The sequence below is a fragment of the Altererythrobacter sp. C41 genome (genome assembly GCF_016803135.1).
Lineage (GTDB): Bacteria > Pseudomonadota > Alphaproteobacteria > Sphingomonadales > Sphingomonadaceae > Pelagerythrobacter.
In genome coordinates this window covers 491893-518074 of record NZ_JAEVFE010000002.1, presented here as the reverse complement: position 1 = coordinate 518074, position 26182 = coordinate 491893, and the positions used below count along the sequence as shown (strand labels likewise).

The following is a 26182-nucleotide window of genomic DNA, read 5'->3' as shown; positions in this document are numbered from 1 at the left end:
TGGGATGACGAAGAATCGGAGAGAGACATGAAAATCGCCTTCATCGGCCTCGGCAACATGGGTGGCGGGATGGCCACGAACCTCGTCAAGGCGGGGCATGAAGTCCGCGCCTTCGATCTGGCCGAACCGGCACTTGCCGCGGCGCGCGAGAACGGGTGCGAGACTTTCACCGACGCGAAGGAAGCGGTCGCTGGCGCCGAGGCCGTCGTCTCGATGCTGCCCAACGGCGGAATCGTGAAGGTGGTGTTCGAGAACGACGTGATCGGCCACGCCCCTGAAGGCGCGATCCTGCTCGACTGCTCGACCATCGATGTCGCCACCGCGCGCGAGGTGATCGCGGCGGCTGAAGAAGCGGGCTATGCCATGGTCGACGCGCCCGTTTCCGGCGGCATCGCGGCGGCCGCGGGCGGCACGCTGACCTTCATGGTCGGCGGCAGCGAGCAGGCGTTCCAGCGCGCCGAGCCGATCCTTCAGGCGATGGGCAAGGCCGTGATTCATGCCGGCGACGCGGGCAATGGCCAGGCGGCGAAGATCTGCAACAACATGCTGCTCGCCATCCAGATGATCGGCACCTGCGAAGCTTTCACGATGGCGCAGAAGCTTGGGCTCGATCCGCAAACCTTCTACGACATTTCCTCGGTTTCCTCGGGCCAATGCTGGTCGATGACAAGCTACTGCCCAGTGCCCGGCGTCGGGCCGCAGAGCCCGTCCGACAACGGCTACCAGGGCGGCTTCGCCACTGCACTGATGCTCAAGGATTTGCGGCTCGCGATGGAAGCGGCAGAGACGGCAGGCAGCCCTACTCCGCTCGGCGCCCACGCAAAAGAGCTTTACGAGGCCTTCGCTACCGAGAACGGCGGCCTCGACTTCTCCGCGATCATCAAGACGCTTCGATAGCCGCGATCACCCGCGCGAGCCATTCGCGCGGAGCCTTTCGGCGGCCGATCTCGGCGACGAACTCCTGACCGCGCGCAACGGCGCGAAGTCGGCCGCCGCGGAGCCAGCGGTCCGCCCGGTCATGATAGGAGAGTCCGCCTCGCCGCAGCCATGCGGGCCGCCGCCAAAGGCTCGGCGGGCCGCCCGGAACGGTCAGCCGCAGCGCATCGGGCGCGCCAGTCGCCTCCCTTCCGCGGCCGCGGTAGATCGCATCGTTGCGCCCGTGCATGGCGATGGCGTGGGGATGCCCCTGATCGCGCAAGCCGGCGAGCGCGGCCGCGTCGCAACCCGTGAGATCGATCCGCCGTTCGACCTCGAGATAGCCGAAGATCCGGTGATGCGGCTCGCCCGTGTCGTCCTCGCGGAACAAGCCGAAGAACAGGAATACATCACCCGCCCTGACGCCGCGGTTGGCCAGATGCGTCTGCGCCGCGCCGCACTGGCCGAACAGGCAGGTGCCGTTCGCCAGGAACATCGGATCGTGATGGCACAGATCGTCGGCGCCCAACCGGCCCTTGCTGGCGCACGCGGCATGTTCGCCCAAGCCCAGCGCACCGTAAGTCGTGCGCGAATGCCCGGCTGCCGGAATCGGCAAGCTGAGCGGCCTTCCGTCGACGATCGGCGACGGGCCGCCACCCGAAGTGCTGTCGAAGCCTTTCCTGCTCAGGACGATCCGCATCAGGCGGAGTTGGGATCGCTCCAGGCCAGCACCGGCTTCCTCGCCGCTAGCGTTTCGTCGAGGCGGCGGCGCGGTGCGTAGTAGGGCGCCTGCTTCATCGACGCATCGCTCGCCCTGGCACGCTCGGCCACGTTGCGCAGCGCGGCGATGAACTGATCGAGGCCCGCCTTGCTCTCGGTCTCGGTCGGTTCGATCAGCATGGCGCCGTGGACGACCAGCGGAAAATACATCGTCATCGGATGATAGCCCTCGTCGATCAGCGACTTGGCGAGATCGAGCGTCGACAGCCCTTCGCCGAAGCCGCGATCGCCGAACAGCGCCTCGTGCATGCACGGGCCGCTCTCGCCGAACGGCGCTTCGAGCAGGTCATCAAGACTACGCAGAATGTAGTTGGCATTGAGCACCGCATCCTCCGCCACCTGACGAAGCCCGTCCGCGCCGTGACTGAGGATATAGGCGAGCGCGCGGGTGAACATGCCCATCTGCCCGTGGAATGCAGTCATGCGGCCGAACGCCCGCGTGTGGTCGAACTCCGCCGCGTTCTCCTCCTCGACGAGATGGACCACGCCGTCGGCGGTGCGCGCGGTGAACGGCAGCGGGCCGTAGGGGCTCAGCGCCTCGCTCAGCACTACCGGCCCGGAGCCCGGTCCGCCGCCGCCGTGCGGGGTGGAGAAGGTCTTGTGCAGGTTGATGTGCATCGCATCGACGCCGAGGTCGCCAGGACGGACCTTGCCGACGATGGCGTTGAAGTTCGCCCCGTCGCAATAGACGAAGCCGCCGGCGGCATGGACCGCGTCGGAGATCGCCTTCATGTCGCGCTCGAACAAACCGCAGGTGTTCGGATTGGTGATCATCACCGCCGCCACGTCGGGCCCGAGGCGGGCCTTGAGCGCCTCAAGATCGACCCGGCCGTCGGCATTGGCGGGGATGTTCTCGACACGGTAGCCGGCAAAGGCTGCGGTCGCGGGATTGGTGCCGTGCGCGCTTTCGGGCACGAGGATCACCTCACGCGGGTCGCCGCGCGCCTCGAGCGCGGCGCGGATGCACAGGATGCCGCAGAGCTCGCCGTGCGCGCCCGCCTTGGGGCTCATCGCGACGCCGTGCATACCGGTGAGATCGATCAGCCAGAACGCCAGTTCGTTGATCACCTCCAGCGCCCCGCGCACGGTCGAGACCGGCTGCAACGGGTGCACGTCGGCGAAGCCGGGCATGCGCGCGACTTTCTCGTTGAGCCGCGGATTGTGCTTCATCGTGCAACTGCCGAGCGGAAAGAGGCCGAGGTCGATCGCGTAGTTCTGGCGGCTGAGGCGGGTGTAGTGGCGCACCGTCTCGGGCTCCGAAAGGCCGGGCAAGCCGACCGGCGCCGTTCGTTCCATCCCGCCGAGGCGGTTCGCGCCATTTTCGATCTCCGGCAGGTCGACGCCGGTGGTGTCGGTGCCCGCCAGTTCGAATATCAGCGGCTCTTCGAGCATCAGCGCGCGGTTGCCGGTGACGGTCTGCGGGCCGCTGTGCATGCCATCGTCGGCAGCGGTCATCTCGGGCTTCCAGCCGGACTTGTTGGGGGCGTTCATGCCAGCGCCTCCTGCAGGGCGGAGGCAAGCGTTTCGACGTCCTCCTCCGTGGTGGTTTCGGTGACCGCGACGAGCAGGCCGCCCTTGAGCGCGTCTTCCGCGGGATAGAGACGACCCAGCGAGACGCCGGCGAGGATCCCGCCGTCGGCAAGCTTGCGCACGATCTCGCGCGCGTCGCCATCGATCACGAGCGTGAATTCGTTGAAGAAGCTGTCGTTGAGCACCCGCACGCCCGGCACCTGCGCCAGTCGATCCGCCGCCTTGCAGGCGAGCGCATGGTTCCAGGCCGCAAGCCGGCGCAGCCCCTCTTCCCCGAGCAGGGTCATATGGACCGAGAAGGCCAGCGCGCAGAGCCCCGAATTGGTGCAGATGTTGCTGGTCGCCTTCTCGCGGCGGATGTGCTGCTCGCGGGTCGAGAGCGTGAGCACGAAGCCCCGCTTGCCCTCGGCATCGACGGTCTCGCCGCAGAGGCGGCCCGGCATCTGGCGCACATGCTTGGGATCGCGCACCGCGAACAGGCCAAGGTAGGGCCCGCCGAACTGCAGGCCGACGCCGATCGCCTGACCCTCGCCGACCACGATGTCCGCGCCCAGCTCGCCCGGCGCCTTGATCGCGCCGAGCGCCACAGGCTCGGTGTTCACCGCGATCAGCAGCGCACCCTTGGCATGCGCCGCCTCGGCGATCACGGCGAGATCGGGGATGCGGCCGAGAATGTCGGGATACTGCACGACCACGCAGCTCGTCTCGTCGTCGATCCGGGCGATCAGGCCCGCGTTATCGGGCGTGCCCTGTAGCGAGGGAAGCGCGTCGGCGATCTCGTCCTCGGTGAACTTGGCCATCGTCCGCACGACTTCGGCGTAGTGCGGGTGCAGCGCGCCGGAGAGGACCGCTCGCTTGCGCCGGGTGACCCGCCCGGCCATCGCCACCGCTTCCCAGCAGGCGGTCGAGCCGTCGTACATCGAGGCGTTCGCCACCGCGCAGCCGTAGAGCCGCGCGACCTGGCTCTGGAACTCAAACAGCATCTGCAGCGTACCCTGCGCGATTTCGGGCTGGTAGGGCGTGTAGGCGGTCAGAAACTCGCCGCGCTGGATCACATGGTCGACCGAAGCGGGGACGTGATGACGATAGGCCCCCGCGCCGAGGAAGAACGGCGCATCGGCCGCGGCGAGGTTCTTCTTGGAAAGCCGCCGCATGTGCTGCTCGACCGCCATTTCGCTGGCGTGGAGCGGCAGGCCCTCGATCGGGCCGGACAGCCGCGCTTCTTGCGGAACGTCCACGAACAGGTCGTCGATCGACGAGGCACCGATCTTCGCGAGCATCGCGCCGCGGTCGGCATCGGTCAGGGGTAGGTAGCGCATAGTCTTGCTTTCCTGCGCCCCCGCGAAGGCGGGGGCCTCATGCCTTTGGGCAGAGCGCCGGTGGCCTGCGGTCCCCGCCTGCGCGGGGACTCACGTCAAAGGCCGTCGACGAAGCTCTTGTAGCCCGCTTCGTCCATCAGCCCTTCGAGCTGCGTCTTGTCGGCGATGGTCAGCTTGAAAAACCAGCCGTCTTCCTCGGCGCTGGAATTGACGAGGGCCGGATCGTCCTCGAGCGCCGCGTTGGCGTCGGTCACTTCCCCGCTGATCGGGGCGTAGACATCGCTGGCGGCCTTGACGCTCTCGACCACCGCGGCATCCTTGCCCTTCTCGACCGCACTGCCGACGCCGGGCAGCTCGACGAAGACGATGTCGCCGAGCTGGCTTTGCGCATAATCGGTGATGCCGACGGTGGCGGTCTCGCCCTCGACATCGATCCATTCGTGTTCCTCGGTGAAATAGCGGGCCATGTTCAGTTTCCTCGGTAGTAGCGATGGGGGACGAAAGGCATCGGCGCGACCCGGGCGGGAAGACGCTTGCCCCTGACTTCGATTTCCAGTTCGGTGCCCTCGGCGGCATGCCCGCTGGCGACGTAGGCCATCGCGATCGGGTGGCCGAGCGTCGGCGCGAAGCCGCCGCTGGTGACGCGGCCGACTTCCTCGTCGCCAGCATAGACCAGTGCGCCCTCGCGCGCGGGCAGGCGGCCGTCGAGCGTGAGGCCGACGCGCTTCGTCTCGGTCCCGCTTTCGATCAGGCCGAGGATGCGCTCGGCGCCCGGAAAGCCGCCATCGGCGCGGCGACGCTTGCCGATCGCGAAGCCCAGGCCGGCGGAGATCGGGTCGGTGTCGGGCGAAAGATCGTGCCCGTAAAGCGGCAGCCCCGCCTCCAGCCGCAACGAATCGCGCGCGCCGAGGCCGATCGGCTTGATCTCGATCTCGGCACAGAGGCGACCGGCGATCGTCTCCGCGTGCTCGGCCGGAACCGAAAGCTCGAACCCGTCCTCGCCAGTATAGCCCGAGCGGCCGATGCCGATCTCGATCTCGCCGAAGCGGAACGCGGTGCCCTGCATGAACTTGAGGTCGCCCATCGCGTCGCGGAACACCCGGCGCAGCGCGTTCGCCGCTTCGGGCCCCTGCACGGCGAGCAGCGCCTGATCCTCGAGATGGGTCAGCGTGATCTCGTCCGGCAGATACTCGCGCAGATGGGCGATGTCGTCCCACTTGGTCGCGCCGTTGACCACGATATAATAGGTGGGCGTGCCCCCCTCGGGCGTGACGTTGGTGACCATCAGGTCGTCGAGAATGCCGCCGTTCTCGTCGAGCAGCATGGAATAGCGGATGCGCCCCGGCTTCAGTGATAGGATGTCGCCGGGCAGCAGCGCCTCCAGCGCCTCGGCCGCACCTTCTCCCGAGACGAGGAGCTGGCCCATATGGCTGACGTCGAACAGCCCGGCGTGGGTGCGCGTCCACTCGTGCTCGGCGACGATCCCCTCGTACTGGATCGGCATCCAGTAGCCCGCAAAGGGCACCATGCGTGCGCCCTGGGCGCGATGCCATGCATCGAGCGGGAGTGTTTGCAGTTCCGCGGTTTCGTGATCGTCGCTCATCAATTGTCCCGACTGGCCGGCAACGCTTCGCCATGAAGCGCCGTTCCACCTGCCCCCTCTGTCGGGAAACCTGAGAGCTTGGTCCGCACCCCGCATGCGCGAAGGCTTGGGCTTACCCCTTCGGTGGTCCGGGCCGAAGCCCCGACGCTTTCCAGAGTGTCTTCACCGCGCGGTCCGGTGGCCTGAGAGTTTCCGGGGCGGTTGCTCCTTCGGCGCCGCGAGCCCGAAAGCCCGCGATCTCTCCCGCGCGACGCTTCCGGAGAATCGCTCCTCCGGATGACATGCGAATTCCTGCGCGATTACTTGCGCCCGGTCAATCGAGATTGGGCCGCAGCCTGCGCTCGGCCGTGGACAGATCGATATCGCACCGCGCCGCGTAGTCTTCGAGCTGATCGCGGCCGATCCGCGCAACGCCGAAGTACTCGCTTTCCGGATGCCCGAAATAGAACCCGCTGACCGCCGCCGTCGGCAGCATCGCGAAGCTCTCGGTCAGTTCGATCCCGGCTGTCTCGGTCGCGCCAAGCAGATCGAACAGGATCGGCTTGAGGCTGTGGTCGGGGCATGCGGGATAGCCCGGCGCGGGCCGGATGCCGCGATACTGCTCCTTGATCAGCGCCTCGTTGGTGAGCTGCTCGCCTTCGGCATAACCCCACAGCGTCGTGCGCACATGCCGGTGCAGCGCTTCGGCGAACGCCTCGGCGAAGCGATCGGCGAGCGCTTTGAGGAGGATATCGGAATAGTCGTCGTGCGCGGCGCGGAAGCGTTCCGAATGCGGTTCGATCCCGTGAATGCCGACCGCAAACCCGCCGATCCAGTCGCCCGCCGGGTCGATGAAGTCGGCGAGGCAGAAATTCGCCCGGTCGCGGCTCTTGCGCACCTGCTGGCGCAGGAACGGCAGGCGGACATGGCGTTCCTCTTCCGCGAGATGAATCTCGATATCGTCGCCGTCCCGGGCGCAGGGCCAGAAACCGCAGACGCCCTTGGCGGTCAGCCATTTCTCCGAGACGATCCTGTCCAGCATCGCCTGCGCATCGGCGAAGAGCTGGCGCGCGCTTTCACCGACTACCTCATCGTCGAGGATCGAGGGATAGGTGCCGGCCAGTTCCCAGGCGCGGAAGAACGGAGTCCAGTCGAAGAACTCGACGAGGTTGGCGAGCGGCCAGTCGTCGAAACTGTGCACGCCAGGCTGCAATGGCGGCGCGGGCTTGTCGCTGTAGTCGATCGCGGGCGCGTTCGCACGCGCGTCCTCGAGACTGAGGAGCACGCTGGCGGTCTTGCCCGCGCGCACATCGCGGACATGGGCGTAGTCCGCCGCCGTTTCCGCGACGAACGGCTCGCACTGCGTGTCCGACAGCAGACGGCTCGCCACGCCGACGGCCCGGCTCGCATCGAGCACATGGATCACCGGTCCTTCGTAAGCCGGATCGATCTTGAGCGCGGTGTGAACCTTGCTCGTCGTCGCCCCGCCGATCAGCAACGGCATGGTCATGCCCGCGCGCTGCATCTCCTCCGCGACGGTGACCATCTCGTCTAGCGAGGGGGTGATGAGGCCCGAAAGCCCGATCATATCCGCGCCGTTGTCGTTCGCCGTCTGGAGGATCCGGTCCCAGGGCACCATGACGCCGAGGTCGATCACCTCGTAGCCGTTGCACTGGAGCACGACGCCGACGATGTTCTTGCCGATATCGTGGACGTCGCCCTTCACGGTCGCCATCACGATCTTGCCCTTGGCCTTGGCGCCTTCCTCCTTCTCCGCCTCGATGAACGGGATGAGATGCGCCACAGCCTTCTTCATCACGCGGGCGGACTTGACCACCTGCGGCAGAAACATCTTGCCGCTGCCGAACAGGTCGCCGACGACGTTCATCCCGTCCATCAGCGGCCCTTCGATCACCTCGATCGGGCGGCGGCCCTCCGCGGCGAAGGCCGATCGCGCCTCTTCCGTATCAGCGACCACGTCCGCGTCGATGCCCTTGACCAGTGCATGCTCCAGCCGCTTCTCGACCGGCCAGCCGCGCCATTCGGCGGCTTCCTTATCGGCCTTGGCATCCTTGCCCTTGTAGCTTTCGGCGAGCGTGATCAGCCGCTCGGTCGCATCCGGGCGGCGCATCAGGATCACGTCCTCGCACGCGTCGCACAGTTCGGGATCGATCGCGTCGTAGACGTCTAGCTGGCCGGCATTGACGATCGCCATGTCGAGCCCGGCGGGAATCGCGTGATAGAGGAACACCGAATGCATCGCACGGCGCACGGTCTCGTTGCCGCGGAAGCTGAAGCTCAGGTTCGACAGACCGCCGCTGATATGCGCGTGGGGGCAGGCGGCCTTGATCTCGCGCGCCGCCTCAATGAAGTCGAGCCCGTAGCGGTCGTGCTCCTCGATCCCCGTCGCCACCGCGAAGATGTTGGGGTCGAAGATCACGTCCTCGGGCGGAAAGCCGATGCCGGTCAGCAGCTCGTAAGCGCGCTTGCAGATCGCGACCTTGCGCTCTTTCGTGTCGGCCTGCCCGGTCTCGTCGAACGCCATGACGACCACGGCCGCGCCATAGTCCATGCACTTGCGCGCGTGATCGAGGAATTCCTGCTCGCCTTCCTTCATCGAGATCGAGTTGACGATCGGCTTGCCCGAGACGCACTTGAGCCCCGCCTCGATCACATTCCACTTGGAGCTGTCGATCATCACCGGCACCCGCGCGATATCGGGCTCCGCGGCGATCAGCTTGAGGAAGGTCGTCATCGCCTCGACCGCGTCGAGCAGGCCTTCGTCCATATTGACGTCGATCACCTGCGCGCCGTTCTCGACCTGCTGGCGCGCGACTTCGACGGCAGCGGCATAGTCTCCGGCCATGACCAGCTTCTTGAAGCGGGCCGATCCGGTGACGTTGGTGCGCTCGCCGATATTGACGAAGCGGGCGGAGGAGAGATTTTCAGTCATCGAGGGGTCCGTTTTTGCCGGTGGCTCAGCGCAGAGGGCGCGCGAGCACGGCGTCGTCGTAGAGCTTGCCGCCCACGTCGAAGCGGCGTTCGCCGATCGGTTCGAAGCCCTGTTTGCGATAGAAGGCGATGGCGCGCGCGTTGCGGGCATAGACGCCGAGCAGGAGCCGTTCGTGGCCCGTTGCTGCCTCGACCGCCGCTGCCATCAGCGCTGCCCCGAGCCCGCTGCCGTGGAAGCGCGACAGCGAATAGATGCGCTTCAGCTCCCGGTCGCCCTCACGCGCACCAGGCAGATCGGGCTCGGCCGAAAGCGCATAGCCGACCGGAGCCTGGCCAGGCTCGACTTCGGCGAGCCAGGCCTGTGCGCCGGCGTCGAGATAGGCTTCATAGGTCGCGCGGCTGTGCGCCTGCTCGCAGTGCGCGACGATCGCCGCGCCATCCAGCACGTCGGCAAAGGTCTCCAGAAAGGTTGCCGCGCCGATCAGCGCGAGTGCGCCGGCATCCTCGCGCGTCGCCTGGCGGATGCGCCATGAAACGTCGGTAGCCACGGCCTCAGGCCGCCATCGTGAACGGTTCGAGCCCCGCGAGCCGCGTGCCTTCGGGCGCCTTGGGAATGGCGCGCGGTGCCACGCCTTCGACCGCCTGGGCAATGGCGGCGATATGCGCGGGGGTCGAGCCGCAGCAGCCGCCGAGGATATTGGCGCGGCCGCTTTCCGCCCAGGTCTTGACCAGTGCCGCCGTCTCTTCCGGCGCCTCGTCGTACTCGCCAAGCTCGTTAGGCAGGCCCGCGTTGGGGTAGGCCATCAGCAAAGTATCGGCGATGCCCGACAGCAGTTGCACGTGTGGGCGAAGCTGCTCCGCACCGAAGCTGCAGTTCAGCCCGATGGTGACCGGGCGGGCATGGCGCACCGTGTACCAGAACGCATCGACCGTGTGCCCGGACAGGTTGCGACCCGACAGGTCGGTCAGCGTGAGCGAGAGCATCAGCGGCACCTCGCGGCCCAGCTCGCGCTCCAGCTCCTTCACCGCCATGATCGCGGCCTTGCAGTTGAGCGTGTCGAACACGGTTTCGACGAGGATGAAGTCGACCCCGCCTTCGACCAGCGCAGCCGCCTGTTCGCGATAAACGTCCTTCACTTCATCGAACGTGACTTCGCGATAGCCCGGATCTTCGACATCGGGGCTGAGCGACAGGGTCTTGTTCGTCGGCCCGACCGCCCCCGCGACGAAGCGGACGATTCCATCACGCGCGGTCGCCTCGTCGATCGCCTCGCGGATGACGCGCGCGGCGGCGAGGTTGATGTCACGCACGAGATTCTGCGCGCCGTAATCGGCCTGGCTGATGCGATTGGCGTTGAAGGTATTGGTCGCGAGGACATGTGCGCCCGCCTCGATATAGCTGTCGCAGATGCGGCGGATCACGCCCGGCTGCGTCAGGTTGACGAGGTCGTTGTTGCCCTTCTGATCCTGCGGCAATCCGGTATCGCCCGCGTACTCGGCCGCCGAAAGCTTCGCCGCCTGGATCGCCGTACCATAAGGCCCGTCCTTGATCAGAATGCGTTTCGAAGCCTCGGCCCGCAGGCGTTCGCGGGCGTTCATCTTGCGTCTCCCCTGGGCCGCACGCCGAGCATGTGGCAGATAGCGTAGCTCAGCTCCGCGCGGTTGAGTGTGTAGAAGTGGAACTGCCGCACGCCGCCGGCGTAGAGGCGGCGCGACAGCTCGGCCGCGATCGTCGCGGAAACGAGCTGGCGCGCGGCGGGGTGCTCGTCGAGGCCGGCGAACAGGCCCTCCATCCATGCCGGGATCGCAGTGCCGCACAGCCCGGCCATGCGCTGCACGCTGGCGAAGCTCATCACCGGCATGATCCCGGGCACGATCTCTCCCTCGATCCCCGCGGCGGCCACCTTGTCGCGGAAGCGGAAGAAGCATTCGGGCTCGAAGAAGAACTGCGTGATCGCCCGAGTGGCGCCCGCGTCGAACTTGCGCTTCAGGTTGTCGAGGTCGGCCTGGGCATCCGCCGCATCGGGGTGAACCTCGGGATAGGCGGCGACCGAAATCTCGAACGGCGCCACCGCCTTCAGCCCGGCGATCAGCTCAGCCGCATTGGCATAGCCGCCGGGATGCGGCGTGTAGCGCGATTGCCCGTCCGGCGGATCGCCGCGCAGGGCGACGACATGGCGGATGCCGCTGTCCCAGTAATGCCGCGCGATCTCGTCGATCTCCTCGCGCGTGGCCTGGACGCAGGTGAGGTGCGCGGCGGCCGGGATGTTCGTCTCGCGGTTGATCCGGACGACCTGCTCGTGTGTACGCTCGCGCGTCGAACCGCCCGCGCCGTAGGTCACCGAGACGAAGCGCGGGCCCAGCGGTTCGAGCGTCTTCACGCTTTCCCACAGCGTCTGCGCCATCTTCTCGGTCCGCGGCGGGAAGAACTCGAACGATACGTCAATGTCTCCCGGCAGGCCGGAGAACAGCGGCGCGTCGAGCGCGGTGCGCGCTTCCTGCATCTGATCGAACGTCGGGCTCATCGCGTTGCTTTCCTTCCCGCCCTGGCGGGAGCACCCTGCCGCGTGCCGAGCCAGATCTTGACCACCAGCTCGCCGCCTTCGAGCGCGATCGGCGGTGCGGGGGTGAACCCGGCCTCCGTCAGCAGGCCCGCGATAGCGGCGTCGGTAAAGCCGAGCCGCGCATGCGCATGGCGGTCGCGAAGCTCCTCGCGCTGATGCGCGTCGAAATCGACGATCGCAATCCGCCCGCCCGGCCGCGTGACCCGCGCCGCCTCTGCCAGCGGAGCAGCCGGGTCCTGCGCGAAGTGGAGCACCTGATGCAGCAGCACCGTGTCGAACCCGCGCGCCGGGAAGGGCAGCGCGGCAAAATCGCCCTGGACGAGTTCTACTGCGCCCGACGGCAAGTTCTGCAATTTCGCACGTGCGAAGCGTAGCATGTCGAGGCTCTTGTCGAGGGCGACGACGCGCTCGGCGCGGGCGGCGAAGAGTTCGGCCATGCGGCCGGTGCCGGTGCCGATGTCGAGCACGTGGCCGAGCGGCTCGTCGCCCAGCGCCTCGGCGAGCTTCGCCTCGACCTGCTCGTCGGGGCTGTGGAGCTGGCGCAGCTCGTCCCAGACTTCGGCGTGGCGTGCGAAATAGGTCTCCGCGCTGCTTTCGCGTGCGGCGCGGATCGCGGCGAGCTGGCGCCGGTCCTCGGCGCAGGCGGCGGCGAAATCCGCATCCTCGCGCTCGGCGGTGGCGAGCAGACGCGCGACCGCTTCGCCGACCGGCGTGCCGCGCTCCTTGCCGATGCTCGCGCGCAGGAACACCCAGCTCCCCTCCCGGTGCCGCTCGGCCAGACCCGCGTCGCACAGGATGCCGACATGGCGCGAGACGCGCGGCTGACTCTGCCCGAGGACCTGCGCCAGTTCGCCCACCGCCAGTTCCATGGCAGCGAGCAGCCGCATGATCCGCAGCCTGGTGGGGTCGGCAAGCGCCCGCATGATCGTTTCGATCCGCATGCGGACCTACATATAAAGATATTGTTATATGTGCAAGCGGGTAGAGATCCGGGGGCTCAGGCAGGGCTGTCGCGCGCGATCCGCTGCAGCAGCGCGAGCTGCGCTTCGCCCTGCCCGGTCAGGACCCATTTCCCGCCGCTCTCGCGCAGGAGGCCGGAGGCGACGAGCTGCGCGTGGTCCTGCGGATCGAGTTCCGCCCGCGCGGGCGGCATGACCCGGCCGTAGCGGCCGCCGTGATAGATCAGCGGATCGGCCTCGCTGCGGTCGAAATCGACCACTTCGCCGAGGAAGATCGCATGATCGCCGCCCTCGTACTCGAAGCGCGCGCAGCAGCCGAAGCGCGCCGCGCAGCCTTCGATCAGCGGCGCGCCCTCGGGCCCGTCGGTCACCTCGAGGCCGGCGAACTTGTCCGCCCCCCGCCGCGCGAACCGGTCCGACATTTCCTGCTGCCCCGAGGCGAGGACATGGACCGCCCAGCTCTGCGCGTCGCGGAAGGCCGCGAGATTGCCGCTGTCGAGCGACAGGCTCCACAGCACCATCGGCGGGTCGAGCGAGACCGAGTTGAAGCTGTTGGCGGTGAGGCCCACCGGATGCCCCGACGCGTCGCGGGTGGTGACGATCGTCACGCCGGTCACGAAGCTGCCGAGCGCGTTGCGGAAAGCGGCCTTGTCGAACACGCGTCCGTCGCTAATCTCGCTGGGGAGGAAGAGCAACCGCGATGTCCGAAATCCATGAGCTGACGCCCGTTATCGTCGGGGTCGGGCAAGTCTCCGAACGTCCCCAGGACCCGGGCTATCGCGCGCTGTCCCACATGGATCTGGCCGGAGAAGCGCTGAAAGCCGCGCTTGCCGACACCCACGCGGCCGGCGACGCCGCGCGCGCGATCGATACGATCGGCGCAATTCGCCAATTCGAAATCTCGCGTCCCGACGCCAAGACCCCGTTCGGCCGGGCGGACAATCCGCCGCGCGCGATCGGGCGCCGGGTCGGTGCCGACCCGCGGCGCGCGATTCTCGAAACCACCGGCGGGCAGACCAACCAGAAGCTGCTCGGCGAGTTCGCCGCCGCCATCGCCCGCGGCGAGAGCGAGATGGCGACAATCGTCGGCGCGGAGGCGATCTCGACCGTGCGCGCGCTGCTGGGCGCCGGCGAGACGCGCGACTGGTCGGAGAAGGTCGGCGGCGAACTGGAGGATCGCGGCTTCGGGCTGGATGGCATGTTCGATGCCGAACTGCTCCGGCACGGCGCGACCAGCGCGATCGCGCACTACGCGCTGTTCGAGAATGCCCGGCGCGCGCGGCTGGGATGCTCGCTCGCGGACTACCGGGCGGCGATCGGCGAGCTCTTCGCGCCGTTCACCGAAGTGGCCGCGGCTAATCCACACGCTGCCTCGCGCGAGGTGCATAGCGCTGCCGAACTGGCGCGGGTGACCCCGCGCAACCGGATCGTGGCCGAGCCCTACGCCCGGATGACGGTCGCACGCGACCAGGTGAACCAGGCCGCCGCGATCGTGATCGCATCGGCCGGCAAGGCGCGCGCCTTGGGGATTCCGGAGGAGCGATGGGTTCATGTCCACGCTGTCGCCGATGCGAAGGAGCTGTCGGTGATGGAGCGGCCCGATCTTGCGCGCAGCCCTGCCTCGATCGCCTCGATCGAGACCGCGCTGGAACGCAGCGGCCGCACGCTCGGCGACATGGCCCTGCTCGACCTCTATAGCTGCTTCGCCATTCCGGTGTTCAACGTGACCGACCACTTCGGACTGGCGATCGACGATCCGCGCGGGCTGACGCTGACCGGCGGGCTGCCGTTCTTCGGCGGCGCGGGCAACAACTATTCGGCCCATGCCGTTGCGGAGGCGGTGCAGCGCCTGCGGGAACGGCGGGGCAGCCATGCACTGGTCGGCGCGAACGGCGGGTTCATGAGCAAGTATTCGACCGGCATCTACTCGACCGAGCCAGCCGACTGGTCCGGCGCCGACCGCTGGGTCGCGGTTCCAACGGCGGCCGAAACCGTGCGGAAAGCGGAGGCGCCCGCCGCATGGCTGACGGTCGAAACCTATACCTTGATGGAGGGCCGATCGGGCCCGGCCGCCGTGGTGCTCGGGCGCAACGAAGCGGGTGAACGCGTGGCCGCGAACGCCGATCTCGCCCACGCGCCCACACGTTCGATGTTCGAGGCGGGCGAACCCTTCGGCGCGCGGCTCGCGCTATCGGTGGCGCCGGACGGACGATCCGTGGCCCGTCACGAGGCGATCGACGGGTAGAACGCAGGACGCGGAGATCCTGGCGAGCGTCACCGCACCCGATCGCCAGGCACGGAGTGAGCGGACGGCGCGTCTGCAATCGTCCCATGTAATTGGGCTGGTATTGAAGCCTTCCGGGACCGGGTGAGCCGGCCCGGAAGGCTTCACCGACAGCGTACCCCCCCTTAGAACCCCTTGGCACGCTGAAGCCGATAAGCACCAATCAGGAGTAAGCGGACTGATCGCGAGGGCCTGCTCGTAATCTATCTGGCCGATCTGTGACGTCGTCCACATCTCACCTGCCCGATCGCTGTTGCCGATTCTTCGCACCGCCATGAGCAGTGGTTTGCGAGTCGGAGCCACTAATGACTTGGGCTATGATCAGTATCGCCCGCTTCATTCGCATCTCCCGAAGATGGTGAAGATAGGTTCAGCCGCCCCGCGAACCCGCACTCGGGCCCGCTTATCCCCGGCAGCGCCCCAAACAGATCAAACGTTTGAGTCGCCTCATCCCACATGAAGTTCATATCGCCTCCGCAGCTGCCTAGATGGGCGTCGACGAAGACATCATGAAAGGTGAAAACCCCAGTAGAAGGCCCGGTGGAATCATAAGATATACTGCCCGCGGGGACTGGGGAGAAAACTATTGCATGGCAAAAACCGCCGCCCCCACTGAGGGTAATCGTCGCGCTTAAGTTGGAAACATCAGAATGGTCGAACGGCGGGGTCGCGTCGGCCATATCGTTGGGCCCAGTTATTGCCACCACTCCTTCGCAGGAAAAATTCAGACCTTTGGAATAGTCGATGCCCCCTTCAAAGGTCCACGGCGCTTCAGGCGAGATGTAGTCTTCCGACGCAGCAGCTGCTTGCGGAACCGCGAGCAGCGCTGCAATCGCGATATTTAGCACAGGCCTTCTCATCGCCTACTCTCCCTTATTCGAACTCGTGGCTTGCATATAAGAGGGGGCTCAGAACCCCTTGGTCACGCTGAAGCCGATGATGCGCGGATCGAGGGTGAAGACGTTGCTCGTCAGCCCCGTGTCGTCGCTGTTGGTGAAGAAGTCGGTGATCGGCGCATCGTTGAACACGTTCTTCACGTAGAGCTGGAAAGCTAGCTGGGATTCGGGACGTTCGAGCGTCACTGCGAGGTTCAGGTTGTCCCACGCCTTCAGCCGATCGTATTCGGTGTTGTAGATCCGGGCATAGCTCTTCGCCTGGCGGTAGTAATCGCCGCGGAAGGTCAGCTCCCAGTCGTCGTCTTCCAGGAAGAAGGTGTACTGGGCGCCCAGATTCATCGTCCAGCGCGGGGCGTTGGGCAGCTCGTTGCCGGACAGATCGGCATAGAACCCGCGTCCGCCATTGGGGGCGCCGCTGCCGCCATCGGCGATACTCAGGCCCACCGTATCCGGATTGTAGGCGGCGAAGGGATCGTAGGTGAACCCGAAGAGGGCCCAATAGGGTACTTGCCCGGGAGCATCCGGATTATACGTGCCGATGCGGTTCGATCCCGGGCAGAGCGCCGAGAGCGCGAGCCATTGGATGTCTTCACCGAAGGGGCTTCCGACGATCCGCTCCACGAAGTCGGTCGGCGCGATGCAATTGGACGGCACCTGAAGCCAGGGGCGGAGCACCATCCAGTCCTCGTCGCCCTGGGTGCGGTTCATCACGTCGATCGACTGCGATCCCTCGGCGAGCTTGGTCTGGAGATATCCAAAGTTGGCATCGACCCGGAAGTTGCGCGACGGGCGCCAGGCCGCTTCGAGCTCGAGCCCCCAGGTCGTCGCATCGAAGTTCTCGTTGTAGGCGATCCGGTCGACGATCTGCGAGATTTGGTAGTCGTCGTAGTCGTAGTAGAACGCCGCCGCATTGAGGATCAGGCGGCCATCGGCAAAGGTGTTCTTCATGCCGATCTCGAACGCGTTGAGGAATTCGGGCCGGAACGTCTGCGGCAGGAACTGGTACTGGACGACGGCGGGGTTGAAGTCGACGCGGGGAGGGTTGCTCCCACCACCCTTGTAGCCCCGTGCGGCGGAGAGATAGACAAGCGTTTCATCGGTGAAGTCCAACACCGGCTGCCAATCGAGCACCGCGCGCCCGGTGAATTCGCCCCACTTCTGCTCGATATCGGGCAGCGCGGGATAGCCGCTATTCACTTGCCCGCCAGTGCTGCCTCCGGGGAAATCTGTCTCGGTGCCCCCGCCGAGCAGGAGTTGGCTTGGGATCTGATCTGAAACCTTCTTGTCTCGCGTGTAGCGCAGACCGAGCGTCAGCTTGAGATCGTCGGCAATGTTCCAATACAGCTCGCCGAACGCGGCCCAGCTCTTGGTGCGGACCCCGTTCTGGCTGAGGAAGTAGTTGTGGCCCTGATCGTTCAGGCTGCCGATCGGGTTCGGGTCGATATAGACGCATTCCCGCTCTTCGAAGCCGAGTTCGCAGGGAAGCGTAGCGTTCTGCCCCGAGGCGGGATGCCCGAAGGTGGGCACCGCGCTGTAGAACCATTCCGCAATTAGCGTGAACGTGTTGTTGAACACGTAGTAATCGTCCTTGGATTTGAAATCCAAGTAGTTGGCGCCGACGTTGAAATTCACCGGGCCGTCGAAATCCGATTGAAGGCGTATTTCCTGCGACCATTGGCGGTTGCGCGAACGGTTGAGGTCCGCCGAGACCATGCGGTCCGAACAGCCCAGTTGCGGGTCGCAGAAGATGCCCCCGGGCGTCGGACCGGGATAGGTCACGGTATCGAGCGGATTGCCGCGGCGGTCGGCCAGCGCCCCGGTGGAGTCATTGAAGATCGGATTGCTGATGAAGCGGCCGTAATCCTGCGTCGAGAAGTAGCGGTCGCGCGAATAGGCCGTCTGCGACACCAGCGTCAGACCGTCCGCCGGCTCGAACTCGAGATTGAGCTGCACGACGTCGTTCTTGGCGCGGAACTTCGGATCGTAGCTGGTCGCGATCTCGCGCAGGTCGCGCGACTGCGTCAGACCCTCGTAAGGATTTCCGGTGTTGGTGACATAGACTGTCTCGCCCGCGCTGCCATCGGGGAGCAGTTCGCGGCCGATCGAGATCAGTCGCGGAACATAGGTATAGGCCAGGCTGTATCCGTTCGGCACGCCGAACGCGGCATCCTCATAGAGCGAGCCGGGCACGCAGCCCTGGCTCATGCGGCCGCGAACCAGCGGGTCGGTGATCTCCACGTCGCCGACCATCTCGGGCCCCGGATCGGTGTGGCAAAGCTGTTTGCCGGTGCGCGAGCGGTTGTCGTCTTCCTCGAAATGCTGCCAGATCACGTTGGCGCGGAAGCGGTCGCTCGGTTCCCATTCCGCGATCGCGCGGGTCGACCACAGGTCGCGGCCGTTCACGCGGCTCTGGGTGAAGGTGTTGTAGTCGAACCCGTCGCGCTTGGTCCACTGGCCGGCGACACGCACGCCGAAGGTGTCGCCGAGCGGCACGTTGAGCATGCCGTTCAGGCGGCGCGTGGAATAGCTTCCGACCTCGGCCTTGACCGATCCCTCGAACTCGTCGGTCGGCAATGCGGGGATCAGGTTGACCACGCCTGCCGTGGCATTGCGGCCGTAGAGCGTGCCCTGCGGTCCGCGCAGCACCTCGATCCGCGCCATGTCGAAGAATTCGGATTCGAACAGGCGGTTGCGGGCCAGGGCGGTGTTGTTGAAGCTGACCGCGACCGCGGGGTCGCTCGCCGCCGAAATCGCCTTGGTCCCGACCCCGCGGATCGAGAAGTTGTACATGCTGAAATTGCTCTTGGAGAAGTTCACGTTCGGCACGGCGCGCAGGAGTTCGCCGCCGGTTTCGATCTTGTAGTCGTCGAGCCCCTCGGCGGAGATCGCGGTGACGGCGATCGGCACGTCCTGGATCGATTCCTCGCGCTTCTGCGCGGTGACGATGATCACTGCCCCGTCGCCCGTCACCCCGCTCGCGGCCTCGGGGGTCTCCCCTTCGTCATCCACATCCTGCGCCAGGGCCGGCGATACGCCCGCTGCGACCAAGGCCAAGGTGCTGCACGCGCAAAGACAACTACGGGCGATCCCCATTTCCCTCTCCCCTTTTGTCGCGGATCTTGATGACCCGTCGCTCGAATTCGATCGCTTCTAACGTAACTGACATTGATGTCAATGTTAACGAACATTCATACCTGCAGCTTGATCCATTTCGGCGGCAATTCCGCCCGTGGTGGTCCGTTCGCGTGTGACTTTCCCGGCGATCTGAATCCCCAGTGCGCCCTGATGACGCCGCATCGCGGACGCGCTCTGCAATGCCCGCAGCGGACTTACGCCAGGGCGGCCGGCATGTCAGGGAAAGTGGGTCGGAAACGGTGCCGCATCGGCGACGAAGCGGCGCCCTAGGTTGCCGGGGGGCCTTCGGCGACGAGAATGTGGAACAGGCCGTCGCCCGCGTCGTGGACGTGGCGGATCTCGGGCCTTGAGCGCAACGCCGGGAGGTCGATCGCGGCGGGTTCGGCAAAGCGGACCATGACGCGCCCGGGAGCCTGTGCCATGCTCACGACGTTGTCCGGCCCGCCGAGAAACTCGTAAAGATCCGGCGGGACGGGACGGGATGCACGTACCGGCGACGGTGCCTCTGCATCCTCCGGGATGCGATGCCGCGCGCTGCCGATCTCGGCGCAGAGCAGTTCGGCTGTCGGCCCGACGATCACCTGGAGCGTGTCGGCGGTCGGCCGGATCGTCCCTCTGGCCCCGAGCGCGGTGAGCGCGGCTTCGTCGACGCGCTGGGGATCGCGGAGGATCAGCCGCAGGCGCGTAGTGCACGCGCGGAGCTGAACGATGTTCCCGGCCCCGCCGAGCGCGTCCAGCCAGGCGCCGCCCTTGTCGCTCTCGCCGCCTTGCGTGTCCCCTTGCGCGGGAACTCCCTCTGTGCCGCGCCCCGGCGTTGCCAGATCGAAGCGCCGGATCACGAAGCTGAAGGTGAAGTAGTAGATCGCGAAATAGGCCAGCCCGACCGGCAGGAGCAGCAGCGGGTTGGTGGCGATGCCGTAGTTGAGGACATAGTCGATCAGCCCGGCGGAGAAGCCGAAGCCGAGCTTGACCTCGAGCAGGTCCATCACGACCATCGACAGCCCGGTCAGCACCGCGTGGACGAGGTAGAGGAGCGGGGCGAGGAAGATGAAGGTGAACTCGATCGGCTCGGTGATGCCGGTCAGCGCGGAAGTCAGCGCCATCGAGAAATAGAGGCCTGCGACCTCCTTGCGCCGCACCGGCAAGGCGGCGCGGTACATCGCGAGGCAGGCGGCGGGCATGCCGAACATCATCACCGGGAAGAACCCGGCCATGAAGCCGCCGGCAGTGGGATCGCCGGCGAAGAACCGCCTGAGATCGCCGGTCGTGCCTTCGAAATCGCCGATCACGAACCAGGCGACGTTGTTGAGGATGTGGTGCAGCCCGGTGACGATCAGCAGCCGGTTGAGCGCACCGTAGAGGAACAGGCCGATCTCGCCCGCGCCGACGATCGCGCGGCTGGCATGGTCCATCGCGCTTTCGGTTTCCTGCCAGAATTCGCCGAACAGGAAGCCGAGCGCGAGACCGGCCGCGCCGCTGACGATGGGAACGAAGCGGCGGCCGCCGAAGAAGGCGAGGAATTCGGGCAGGCGGATGTCGGCATAGCGGTTGAACAGCACGCCCGAGAGGATGCCGCACAGGATCCCGATGGGGACGCCGAGCTTGGCCATGGCCGCGTCGCGGTAATCGGCGAGGGCGCGGGCGACCTCCTCGGCCGTTCCTCCGTCGAGCGTCCCTGGCGGCAGGTCGATCAGCATCTTCGCGCTGTTGGTGGCGACGAGGAAGGCGACCAGCCCGGCAAGCCCCGCGGCGCCGTGGTTGTCGCGCGCGAAACCGATCGCGACGCCAACTGCGAAGATGATCCCCAGATGCGCGAAGATCGCCTCCCCGGCGGCGGAAATGAAGCCGATGTCGAGCAAGTCGGGCTGGCCGAGGCGCAGCAGCAGCCCGGCGATGGGCAGCACCGCGATCGGCAGCATCAGCGACCGCCCTAGCTGCTGGATGCCTGCGAACAGCCGCCTCATGCCGCCCCCTTCAACAGCCGGCCAAGCTCGCCGCGCGCCTCTTCCGCCGAGGCGGCGACCAGCGCTGCCTCGGCAGCGGCATGACACTGGTCGAGCGTAAGTGCCGCGAGCCACTGCTTGATTTCGGGCACGCGCGCGGCGCTGACCGACAGCTCGCGCGCGCCGAGGCCGACGAGCACCGCCGCCGCCAGCGGGTCGCCGGCAGCGCCGCCGCAGATGCCGAGCATGCGGCCGTGCGCCCGGCAGCCCTCGGCCGCGAGCCCGACGAGACGAGTCACGGCGGGATGCAGCGCGTCGAGATCGCGCGCGAGGTCGGAATTGGTGCGGTCCGCCGCGAGCGTATATTGCGTGAGGTCGTTGGTGCCGACCGACAGGAAGTCGGCCTCCCGCGCGAGCGTGCCGGCGATGAGCGCCGAGGCCGGCGTTTCGACCATAGCCCCCAGCCTGACCGGCGCCGCATGCCCGGTCTCCGCGAGAACGCGATCGAGCATGGCGCGCAACCGCGCGAACTCGCCGGCCGAGGACACCATCGGCGCCATGATGTGCGCGGTGCGCCCGCCCGACGCGCGCAGGATCGCGCGTATCTGCCCGGCGAGCAGCTCGGGATAGCGCAGCCCCACGCGTATTCCGCGCACGCCGAGCGCCGGGTTGTCTTCCTTCGCGAGCGGCAGGTAGGGCGCGGGCTTGTCGGCCCCGATGTCGAGCGTGCGGATGATGACCGGCCGGTCGCCGAAGCGCTCGATGATCGCGGCGTAGACTTCAGCCTGCTCCGCCTCGCCGGGAGGCTCGGTGCGGTCGAGGAACAGGAATTCGGTGCGCACGAGGCCGGAGCCTTCGGCGCCCAGCCGAACGGCCTCCTCCGCATCGGCAACGCTGCCGATATTGGCCAGGACCTCTATCCGCTCGCCGCTGGCAAGCCGGGCTTCGCGCTGCGCCGTCGCCAGCGCCGCGCGGTAGCTCGCCTCGCGTCGTGCCAGATGCTCCCGCAGCTCCTCGGCTGCCCCTTCCGCCATGGCATGACGCAGCGTTCCCGCGTCGCCATCGAGATAGACGAGTTCGCCTTCCTCGACCCCGCACAGCGGTTCGCCGAACGCGACCGCCATCGGAATGCCGGCCGATGCCGCAAGGATCGCCAGGTGCGAAGTCGGCCCGCCGGCGAGCGTGGCGATCCCGGCCACGCCGGCGGCCTTGAGCGGCTTGAGATCGGACGGATAGAGGTCGCTCGCGATCACCACCGCGCCGGCCGGCGCGGCGGCCTCGCCGTCCTTGCCGAGCATGATCCGCAGCACGCGCTGTTCGAGGTCGAGGAGATCGTCGGCACGCTCGGCAAGGCGCGCGTCGGACAGGGCGCGGAGCGCGTCGGCTTCGCGCCGCATGACGGTCTGCCAAGCACCGGCGGCGCTCGCCCCGGCGTCGATCCGCGCCTCCGCGGCGGCAACCAGCTCCTCGTCTTCGAGGATCGCAAGTTGCGCTGCGGCGATGGCCGCACCAGCGCCCTCGTCCTCGTCGGCGAGCCGGCCGCGAAGCACAGATAGGGCATCGCGAAGCCGCGCCTTCTCGGCCGGCGGACTCTCGGCATTGCCGGTGACTTCGATGCGCGAGCGATGGACGTAGTAGGCCGGGCCGATCGCCTTGCCCGGAGCGGCGGCAACGCCGGACAGCAGGCCCGGTTCGGCGGGTCCGTCAGGATCGGTGCGGCGCAGGACGACGGGTTGCCGCGGCGCTTGCGAAGCCGCGCGTGGTTCGGCGATCTCGTCCCCCGCCCCGCGTTCGATCAGCGCGGCAATGGCCTCGGCCGCGGCTTCGGCTTGCTCGCCGCGCGCCTCGATCTCGACCCGCGCGCCCAGAGTCGCGCCGAGCTTCATCAGACCCACGGTGCTTGCCGCGGCCGCGCTGCGCCCGTCGATCCGGAGCGTGACCGTGGCGCGCCAGCGACGCGCCTCCCCGGCGATCGCCGCGCAGGGCCGCGCGTGGAGGCCGTGCGGGAGCGGCAGGATCACCTCGCGCCTCGCCACGGGCCCGTTCTCGACCGGCGGATCGCCGTTCGCGCTGCCGGCTCCCTCGCGGTGAAGCTCGAACAGCTCGGCCCCGGGTTCGACCAGGCCGTCGGGATCCGAGCGCAGGCTGAGCGAGCACCCGCCCGTCTCGACCAGCACGATGGGCGTAGCGGCACTCTTCCCGGCGGCGATCAGGGCCTCCAGATCGACCCGCAACAGAGGATCGCCCGTCTCCACCCGGTCGCCCACGGCGACCAGCGGCTCGAACGGCTCGCCCTTCAGGGAGACGGTGTCGATCCCGCAATGGATCAGGATCTGCGCCCCGTTGCCGCAATCGAGCGTGACCGCATGGCGCTCCCCCGCGACCGCCGCCACTTCGCCGGCGCAGGGGGCGCGGATCAGATCGTCGAGCAGTTCGAGCGTTACCCCCGGGCCGAGCGCGCCGCCGGCAAAGGCCGGGTCGGGCGTCGCCTCCAGCGGCAGCAGCCAGCCCTTCGCCGGTGCATGGACCCGCAGCCTCACGAACTGGGCCGCCGACCCGCCACGCGCCACACCTGCCTCCATCGTCCTCGACCCCGGTAGATTCCCGCGAACCCGTGCGAGCCGCGGGAAATCCTGCCCGTCAATACTCGAAACGGGCGCCGAAGAAGAAGTAGCGGCCGTTGTCGTAGATCGCGCGCGGGCGGAAGGATTCGCCCGCGAACTGAACGATTTTCTCGTTGGTGAGGTTCACCGCATCGAAGGTCAAGCTCACCTGATCGATCAGCCTGAAATCGAGCGAGGCGTCGAGCGATCCGAAGCCTTTCTGGTTGAGCGGCGAGGCGCGGTCGAAGGTGATGAAGAAGTCGTCGCGCCAGTTGTAGGTCAGCCGCGCGCTCAACCGTTCGTCTTCGTAATAGCCCCCGACCTGGAACGCGTGCTTCGAATTGCCGGGGATCGGATCGCCGCTGTCTGTCTCGGCATCGGAGAAGCTGTAGTTGGCGTTGATGCCGAAGTTACCGAACAGCGGGGTCTGCGCGATCAGCTCGACCCCCTTCACCTGCGCGGTGCCGCCATTGGTGCGCCGGTTGATCGCGAACTCGCAATCGTAGAGATCGGGATTGGTCGAGCCCGGCGTCGATATGCAGCGGGTCAGATCGGGCGCGCTGGTTTCGATCGAGAAGACTTCGTTGACGATGCGGTCGGTGACGAAGTTCTGCACGTCCTTGTAGTAGAGCGCGATCGCGAACAGCGCGTTATTCGGCGCGTAGTATTCGAGCGACAGGTCGAACTGGTTCGCCCGGTAAGGTTGAACGTCGGCATTACCCCCAGAGCCCGTCAGCGCGCCCGGATTGAGCGCCACGCGCGGAGCGATATCGGTGTAGTCGGGCCGGGTAATTGTCCGCGCCGCCGCCGCGCGCAGCACCAGATCGTCGGTCAGATCGAATGTGACGTTCAGGCTCGGCAGGATGTCGGTGTAGCTGCGCTCCTCGGTCACCGGGAGGAAGTCGCCGAACGCATTCGAGACCTGACCCGGCCCCTCGGCGCCCTGAACGTAGCCGCGCGAAACCTGATCGGTGCGCACCACGCGCACCCCGAGATTGCCGCGCCACCCTTCGCCGGCGAGGCGCCCCATGACGTAGCCGCCGTAGGTCTTCTCATCGACCGAGAAGATGTCCGAGTAGAGCGGGATCCGGTCGGTGGAGGCCGGGAAGCTGCCGATCAGGTCGCGAATGCGCGCGGGATCGGGCAGGAAGTAGTCGGTCAGCGTGCCCGAGATCGCGATATTGTCGAGATAGTCGTCGGGGGTCAGCCCGCCGCCGAACGAGGCCGCGGTGCACACGCCGCCGTTGCAGCCGGTGTCGCGGAACGGCACGAAGAAGTCGCCGAATGTGGTCGCCTGGAAATCGGTCTTGCGGCTGTGGTCGGTGTACTTGACGCCGACCTTGATCGCCTCGAGCACCCCGAGCGCGACCTCCTGTTCGGCATCGAAGTAGGCGAAGAACTCGCTGTCGTCGTTGCCGATCGAGTGGTTCGAGGCGAATTCGAAGGCGAAGTCGTCCGGGTTGGTCGGGTCGACGCTGTCGAACGATACGGTCGGCGCGTCGCCGGTCAGGTCGTAGCTGAAATCGCTCGAACCGAGGAATTCCACGAACGGCTGGCGCACGGTGTCGCCGTCGGCGTCGGTATAGCCGAGCTGCCCGCTGAGCGTGAGGCCGCCGTCGGTCTCGTAGGAGAAATTGCCCGCGATATAGCGCGATTCGGCATAGGCCTCGCGATCGATGATGTCGTAGACCTGCCCGAAACCGCCAGCTTCTCCGACGTTACGGATCGTGCCCGCGACGATGGTGTCGCCGATCACGGTCTCGTCGGTCAGTTCGGTGGTCCCGCCCCCGAGACCCGAGCGCGAGGGCCAGGCAAGGAAGTTGTAGTTGGTGTTGTTGGCGTTGAAGCGCGTCCACAGCCCGCTGATGCCGAACTCCAGATTGTCGCTCGGGCGGAACTGGATCTCGAGATTGCCGCCGAGGCGCTCGCGCTTCTGGAGGAACAGCGCCGAGCCGATCAGCACCGGCACCTGACGGCCCTGTCCGGTCGGATCGAGCCCGGGGTCGTAGCCGAGCACCTCGACGCCGTCGCGGCGCACATCGCGCTGCTGGAAGACACCGGCGGCGAGGATGCCGAACGTCCCCGCCTCGTTCGACCAGCTCACCACGCCCGAGATCTGCGGATCGAGCGAATCGGCCTTCTCGGTATAGGCGCCCTCGACCGAGAGCGCGGCGACGAAGGGATCGAGGTCGAGCGGCTTGCGCGTCAGCACGTTGATCGTGCCGCCGATGCCGCCTTCCTCGATGTCGGCAGTCGGGCTCTTGAACACCTGTACCTCGCCGACGACGTCCGAGGGCAGCACCAGATAGTTGAAGTTGCGGGTGGCCGTCTGCTGATCGAGGATGAACCAGTCGGCAGTGGCCACCGCGTGGCCGTTGACCAGCGTGCGCGTCTGGTTGGGCGCGAGGCCGCGCAGGGAGACGCGCTCGCCCTCGCCGTATTCGCGGTTGGTCACCACGCCGGGGACGCGCTGGAGCGATTCGGCGACGTTGCGATCGGGGAACTTGCCGATGTCCTCGGCGGCGATCGCATCGACGATGGCGCCGGCGTTGCGCTTGGTGGCGACCGCATCGGCGAGCGAGGCCCTGATGCCGGTGACCACGATCGGCTCGCCGGTCGTGCCCTCAGGCGGCGCGGGGTCGGCCTCCTGCGCCAGAGCGGCGCCGCCGCTCAGCGCGAACGTCGAAACACCAAGCACCCATGCTACGGACTTCCTCATG

General features: G+C 67.1%; 18 protein-coding genes and 2 riboswitches. Of the genes, 2 read left to right on the top strand and 16 right to left on the bottom strand.

Annotated elements, in window-relative coordinates; translation table 11 throughout:
* Positions 1 to 27 precede the first annotated feature (27 nt).
* The gene (gene mmsB, locus JNO53_RS06415) at positions 28 to 897 is read left to right on the top strand and encodes a 3-hydroxyisobutyrate dehydrogenase (RefSeq protein WP_203108801.1); all 870 of its coding nucleotides are present in this window, start codon (positions 28 to 30) and stop codon (positions 895 to 897) included.
* Here the strand turns inward: mmsB and JNO53_RS06410 are convergent.
* From JNO53_RS06410 to JNO53_RS06360, 11 genes are all read right to left on the bottom strand, one after another.
* Positions 881 to 1615 carry a hypothetical protein gene (locus JNO53_RS06410; RefSeq protein WP_203108799.1) on the bottom strand — a complete coding sequence of 245 codons (735 nt, stop codon included), beginning with the start codon at positions 1613 to 1615 and terminating at the stop codon, positions 881 to 883. The genes mmsB and JNO53_RS06410 overlap by 17 nt on opposite strands.
* Positions 1615 to 3186, bottom strand: a complete 1572-nt coding sequence (gcvPB, locus tag JNO53_RS06405) for an aminomethyl-transferring glycine dehydrogenase subunit GcvPB (RefSeq protein ID WP_203108797.1) — start codon at positions 3184 to 3186, stop codon at positions 1615 to 1617. Before gcvPB ends, JNO53_RS06410 begins: the two co-directional genes overlap by 1 nt.
* Positions 3183 to 4544, bottom strand: a complete 1362-nt coding sequence (gene gcvPA, locus JNO53_RS06400; RefSeq protein WP_203108794.1) for an aminomethyl-transferring glycine dehydrogenase subunit GcvPA — start codon at positions 4542 to 4544, stop codon at positions 3183 to 3185. Before gcvPA ends, gcvPB begins: the two co-directional genes overlap by 4 nt.
* A gap of 95 nt (positions 4545 to 4639) precedes the next feature.
* Positions 4640 to 5011, bottom strand: coding sequence for a glycine cleavage system protein GcvH (gene gcvH, locus JNO53_RS06395; protein WP_203108792.1), 372 nt, complete (start codon positions 5009 to 5011; stop codon positions 4640 to 4642).
* 2 nt (positions 5012 to 5013) lie between these two features.
* A complete protein-coding gene (gcvT, locus tag JNO53_RS06390) occupies positions 5014 to 6147 on the bottom strand; it encodes a glycine cleavage system aminomethyltransferase GcvT (RefSeq protein ID WP_203108790.1) in 1134 nt (377 codons plus the stop codon).
* Between the two features lie 48 nt (positions 6148 to 6195).
* Positions 6196 to 6307: riboswitch (glycine riboswitch) on the bottom strand.
* A riboswitch (glycine riboswitch) is annotated at positions 6308 to 6403 on the bottom strand. It lies immediately after the preceding riboswitch.
* A gap of 57 nt (positions 6404 to 6460) precedes the next feature.
* A complete protein-coding gene (gene metH, locus JNO53_RS06385; RefSeq protein ID WP_203108788.1) occupies positions 6461 to 9079 on the bottom strand; it encodes a methionine synthase in 2619 nt (872 codons plus the stop codon).
* A gap of 25 nt (positions 9080 to 9104) precedes the next feature.
* Positions 9105 to 9626 carry a GNAT family N-acetyltransferase gene (locus JNO53_RS06380; RefSeq protein WP_203108786.1) on the bottom strand — a complete coding sequence of 174 codons (522 nt, stop codon included), beginning with the start codon at positions 9624 to 9626 and terminating at the stop codon, positions 9105 to 9107.
* A gap of 4 nt (positions 9627 to 9630) precedes the next feature.
* Entirely contained in the window at positions 9631 to 10677 is a 1047-nt protein-coding gene (locus JNO53_RS06375; protein ID WP_203108785.1) for a homocysteine S-methyltransferase family protein, read from the bottom strand.
* A complete protein-coding gene (gene metF / locus JNO53_RS06370; protein ID WP_203108783.1) occupies positions 10674 to 11603 on the bottom strand; it encodes a methylenetetrahydrofolate reductase in 930 nt (309 codons plus the stop codon). Before metF ends, JNO53_RS06375 begins: the two co-directional genes overlap by 4 nt.
* Positions 11600 to 12583 carry an ArsR/SmtB family transcription factor gene (locus tag JNO53_RS06365; RefSeq protein ID WP_203108781.1) on the bottom strand — a complete coding sequence of 328 codons (984 nt, stop codon included), beginning with the start codon at positions 12581 to 12583 and terminating at the stop codon, positions 11600 to 11602. Before JNO53_RS06365 ends, metF begins: the two co-directional genes overlap by 4 nt.
* Before the next feature lie 56 nt (positions 12584 to 12639).
* Complete coding sequence (locus JNO53_RS06360; RefSeq protein ID WP_203108779.1) at positions 12640 to 13260, bottom strand: flavin reductase; 621 nt, start codon at positions 13258 to 13260, stop codon at positions 12640 to 12642.
* A 41-nt stretch (positions 13261 to 13301) separates the two neighbouring features.
* Between JNO53_RS06360 and JNO53_RS06355 the strand changes: the two genes are divergently transcribed.
* On the top strand, positions 13302 to 14846 hold the full coding sequence (locus JNO53_RS06355; protein WP_203108777.1) for an acetyl-CoA acetyltransferase: 1545 nt from the start codon (positions 13302 to 13304) through the stop codon (positions 14844 to 14846).
* A 341-nt stretch (positions 14847 to 15187) separates the two neighbouring features.
* On the opposite strand, the gene JNO53_RS06350 is transcribed toward JNO53_RS06355, so the two are convergent.
* The 5 genes from JNO53_RS06350 to JNO53_RS06330 form a co-directional block, all read right to left on the bottom strand.
* The gene (locus JNO53_RS06350) at positions 15188 to 15745 is read right to left on the bottom strand and encodes a hypothetical protein (RefSeq protein ID WP_203108775.1); all 558 of its coding nucleotides are present in this window, start codon (positions 15743 to 15745) and stop codon (positions 15188 to 15190) included.
* 48 nt (positions 15746 to 15793) lie between these two features.
* The gene (locus tag JNO53_RS06345; protein ID WP_338015310.1) at positions 15794 to 18790 is read right to left on the bottom strand and encodes a TonB-dependent receptor; all 2997 of its coding nucleotides are present in this window, start codon (positions 18788 to 18790) and stop codon (positions 15794 to 15796) included.
* Between the two features lie 392 nt (positions 18791 to 19182).
* Entirely contained in the window at positions 19183 to 20880 is a 1698-nt protein-coding gene (gene nagE / locus JNO53_RS06340; protein ID WP_203108771.1) for an N-acetylglucosamine-specific PTS transporter subunit IIBC, read from the bottom strand.
* Entirely contained in the window at positions 20877 to 23429 is a 2553-nt protein-coding gene (gene ptsP / locus JNO53_RS06335) for a phosphoenolpyruvate--protein phosphotransferase (RefSeq protein WP_203108769.1), read from the bottom strand. Before ptsP ends, nagE begins: the two co-directional genes overlap by 4 nt.
* Positions 23430 to 23499: 70 nt before the next feature.
* Positions 23500 to 26181, bottom strand: coding sequence for a TonB-dependent receptor (locus JNO53_RS06330; RefSeq protein ID WP_203108767.1), 2682 nt, complete (start codon positions 26179 to 26181; stop codon positions 23500 to 23502).
* Position 26182 lies beyond the last annotated feature (1 nt).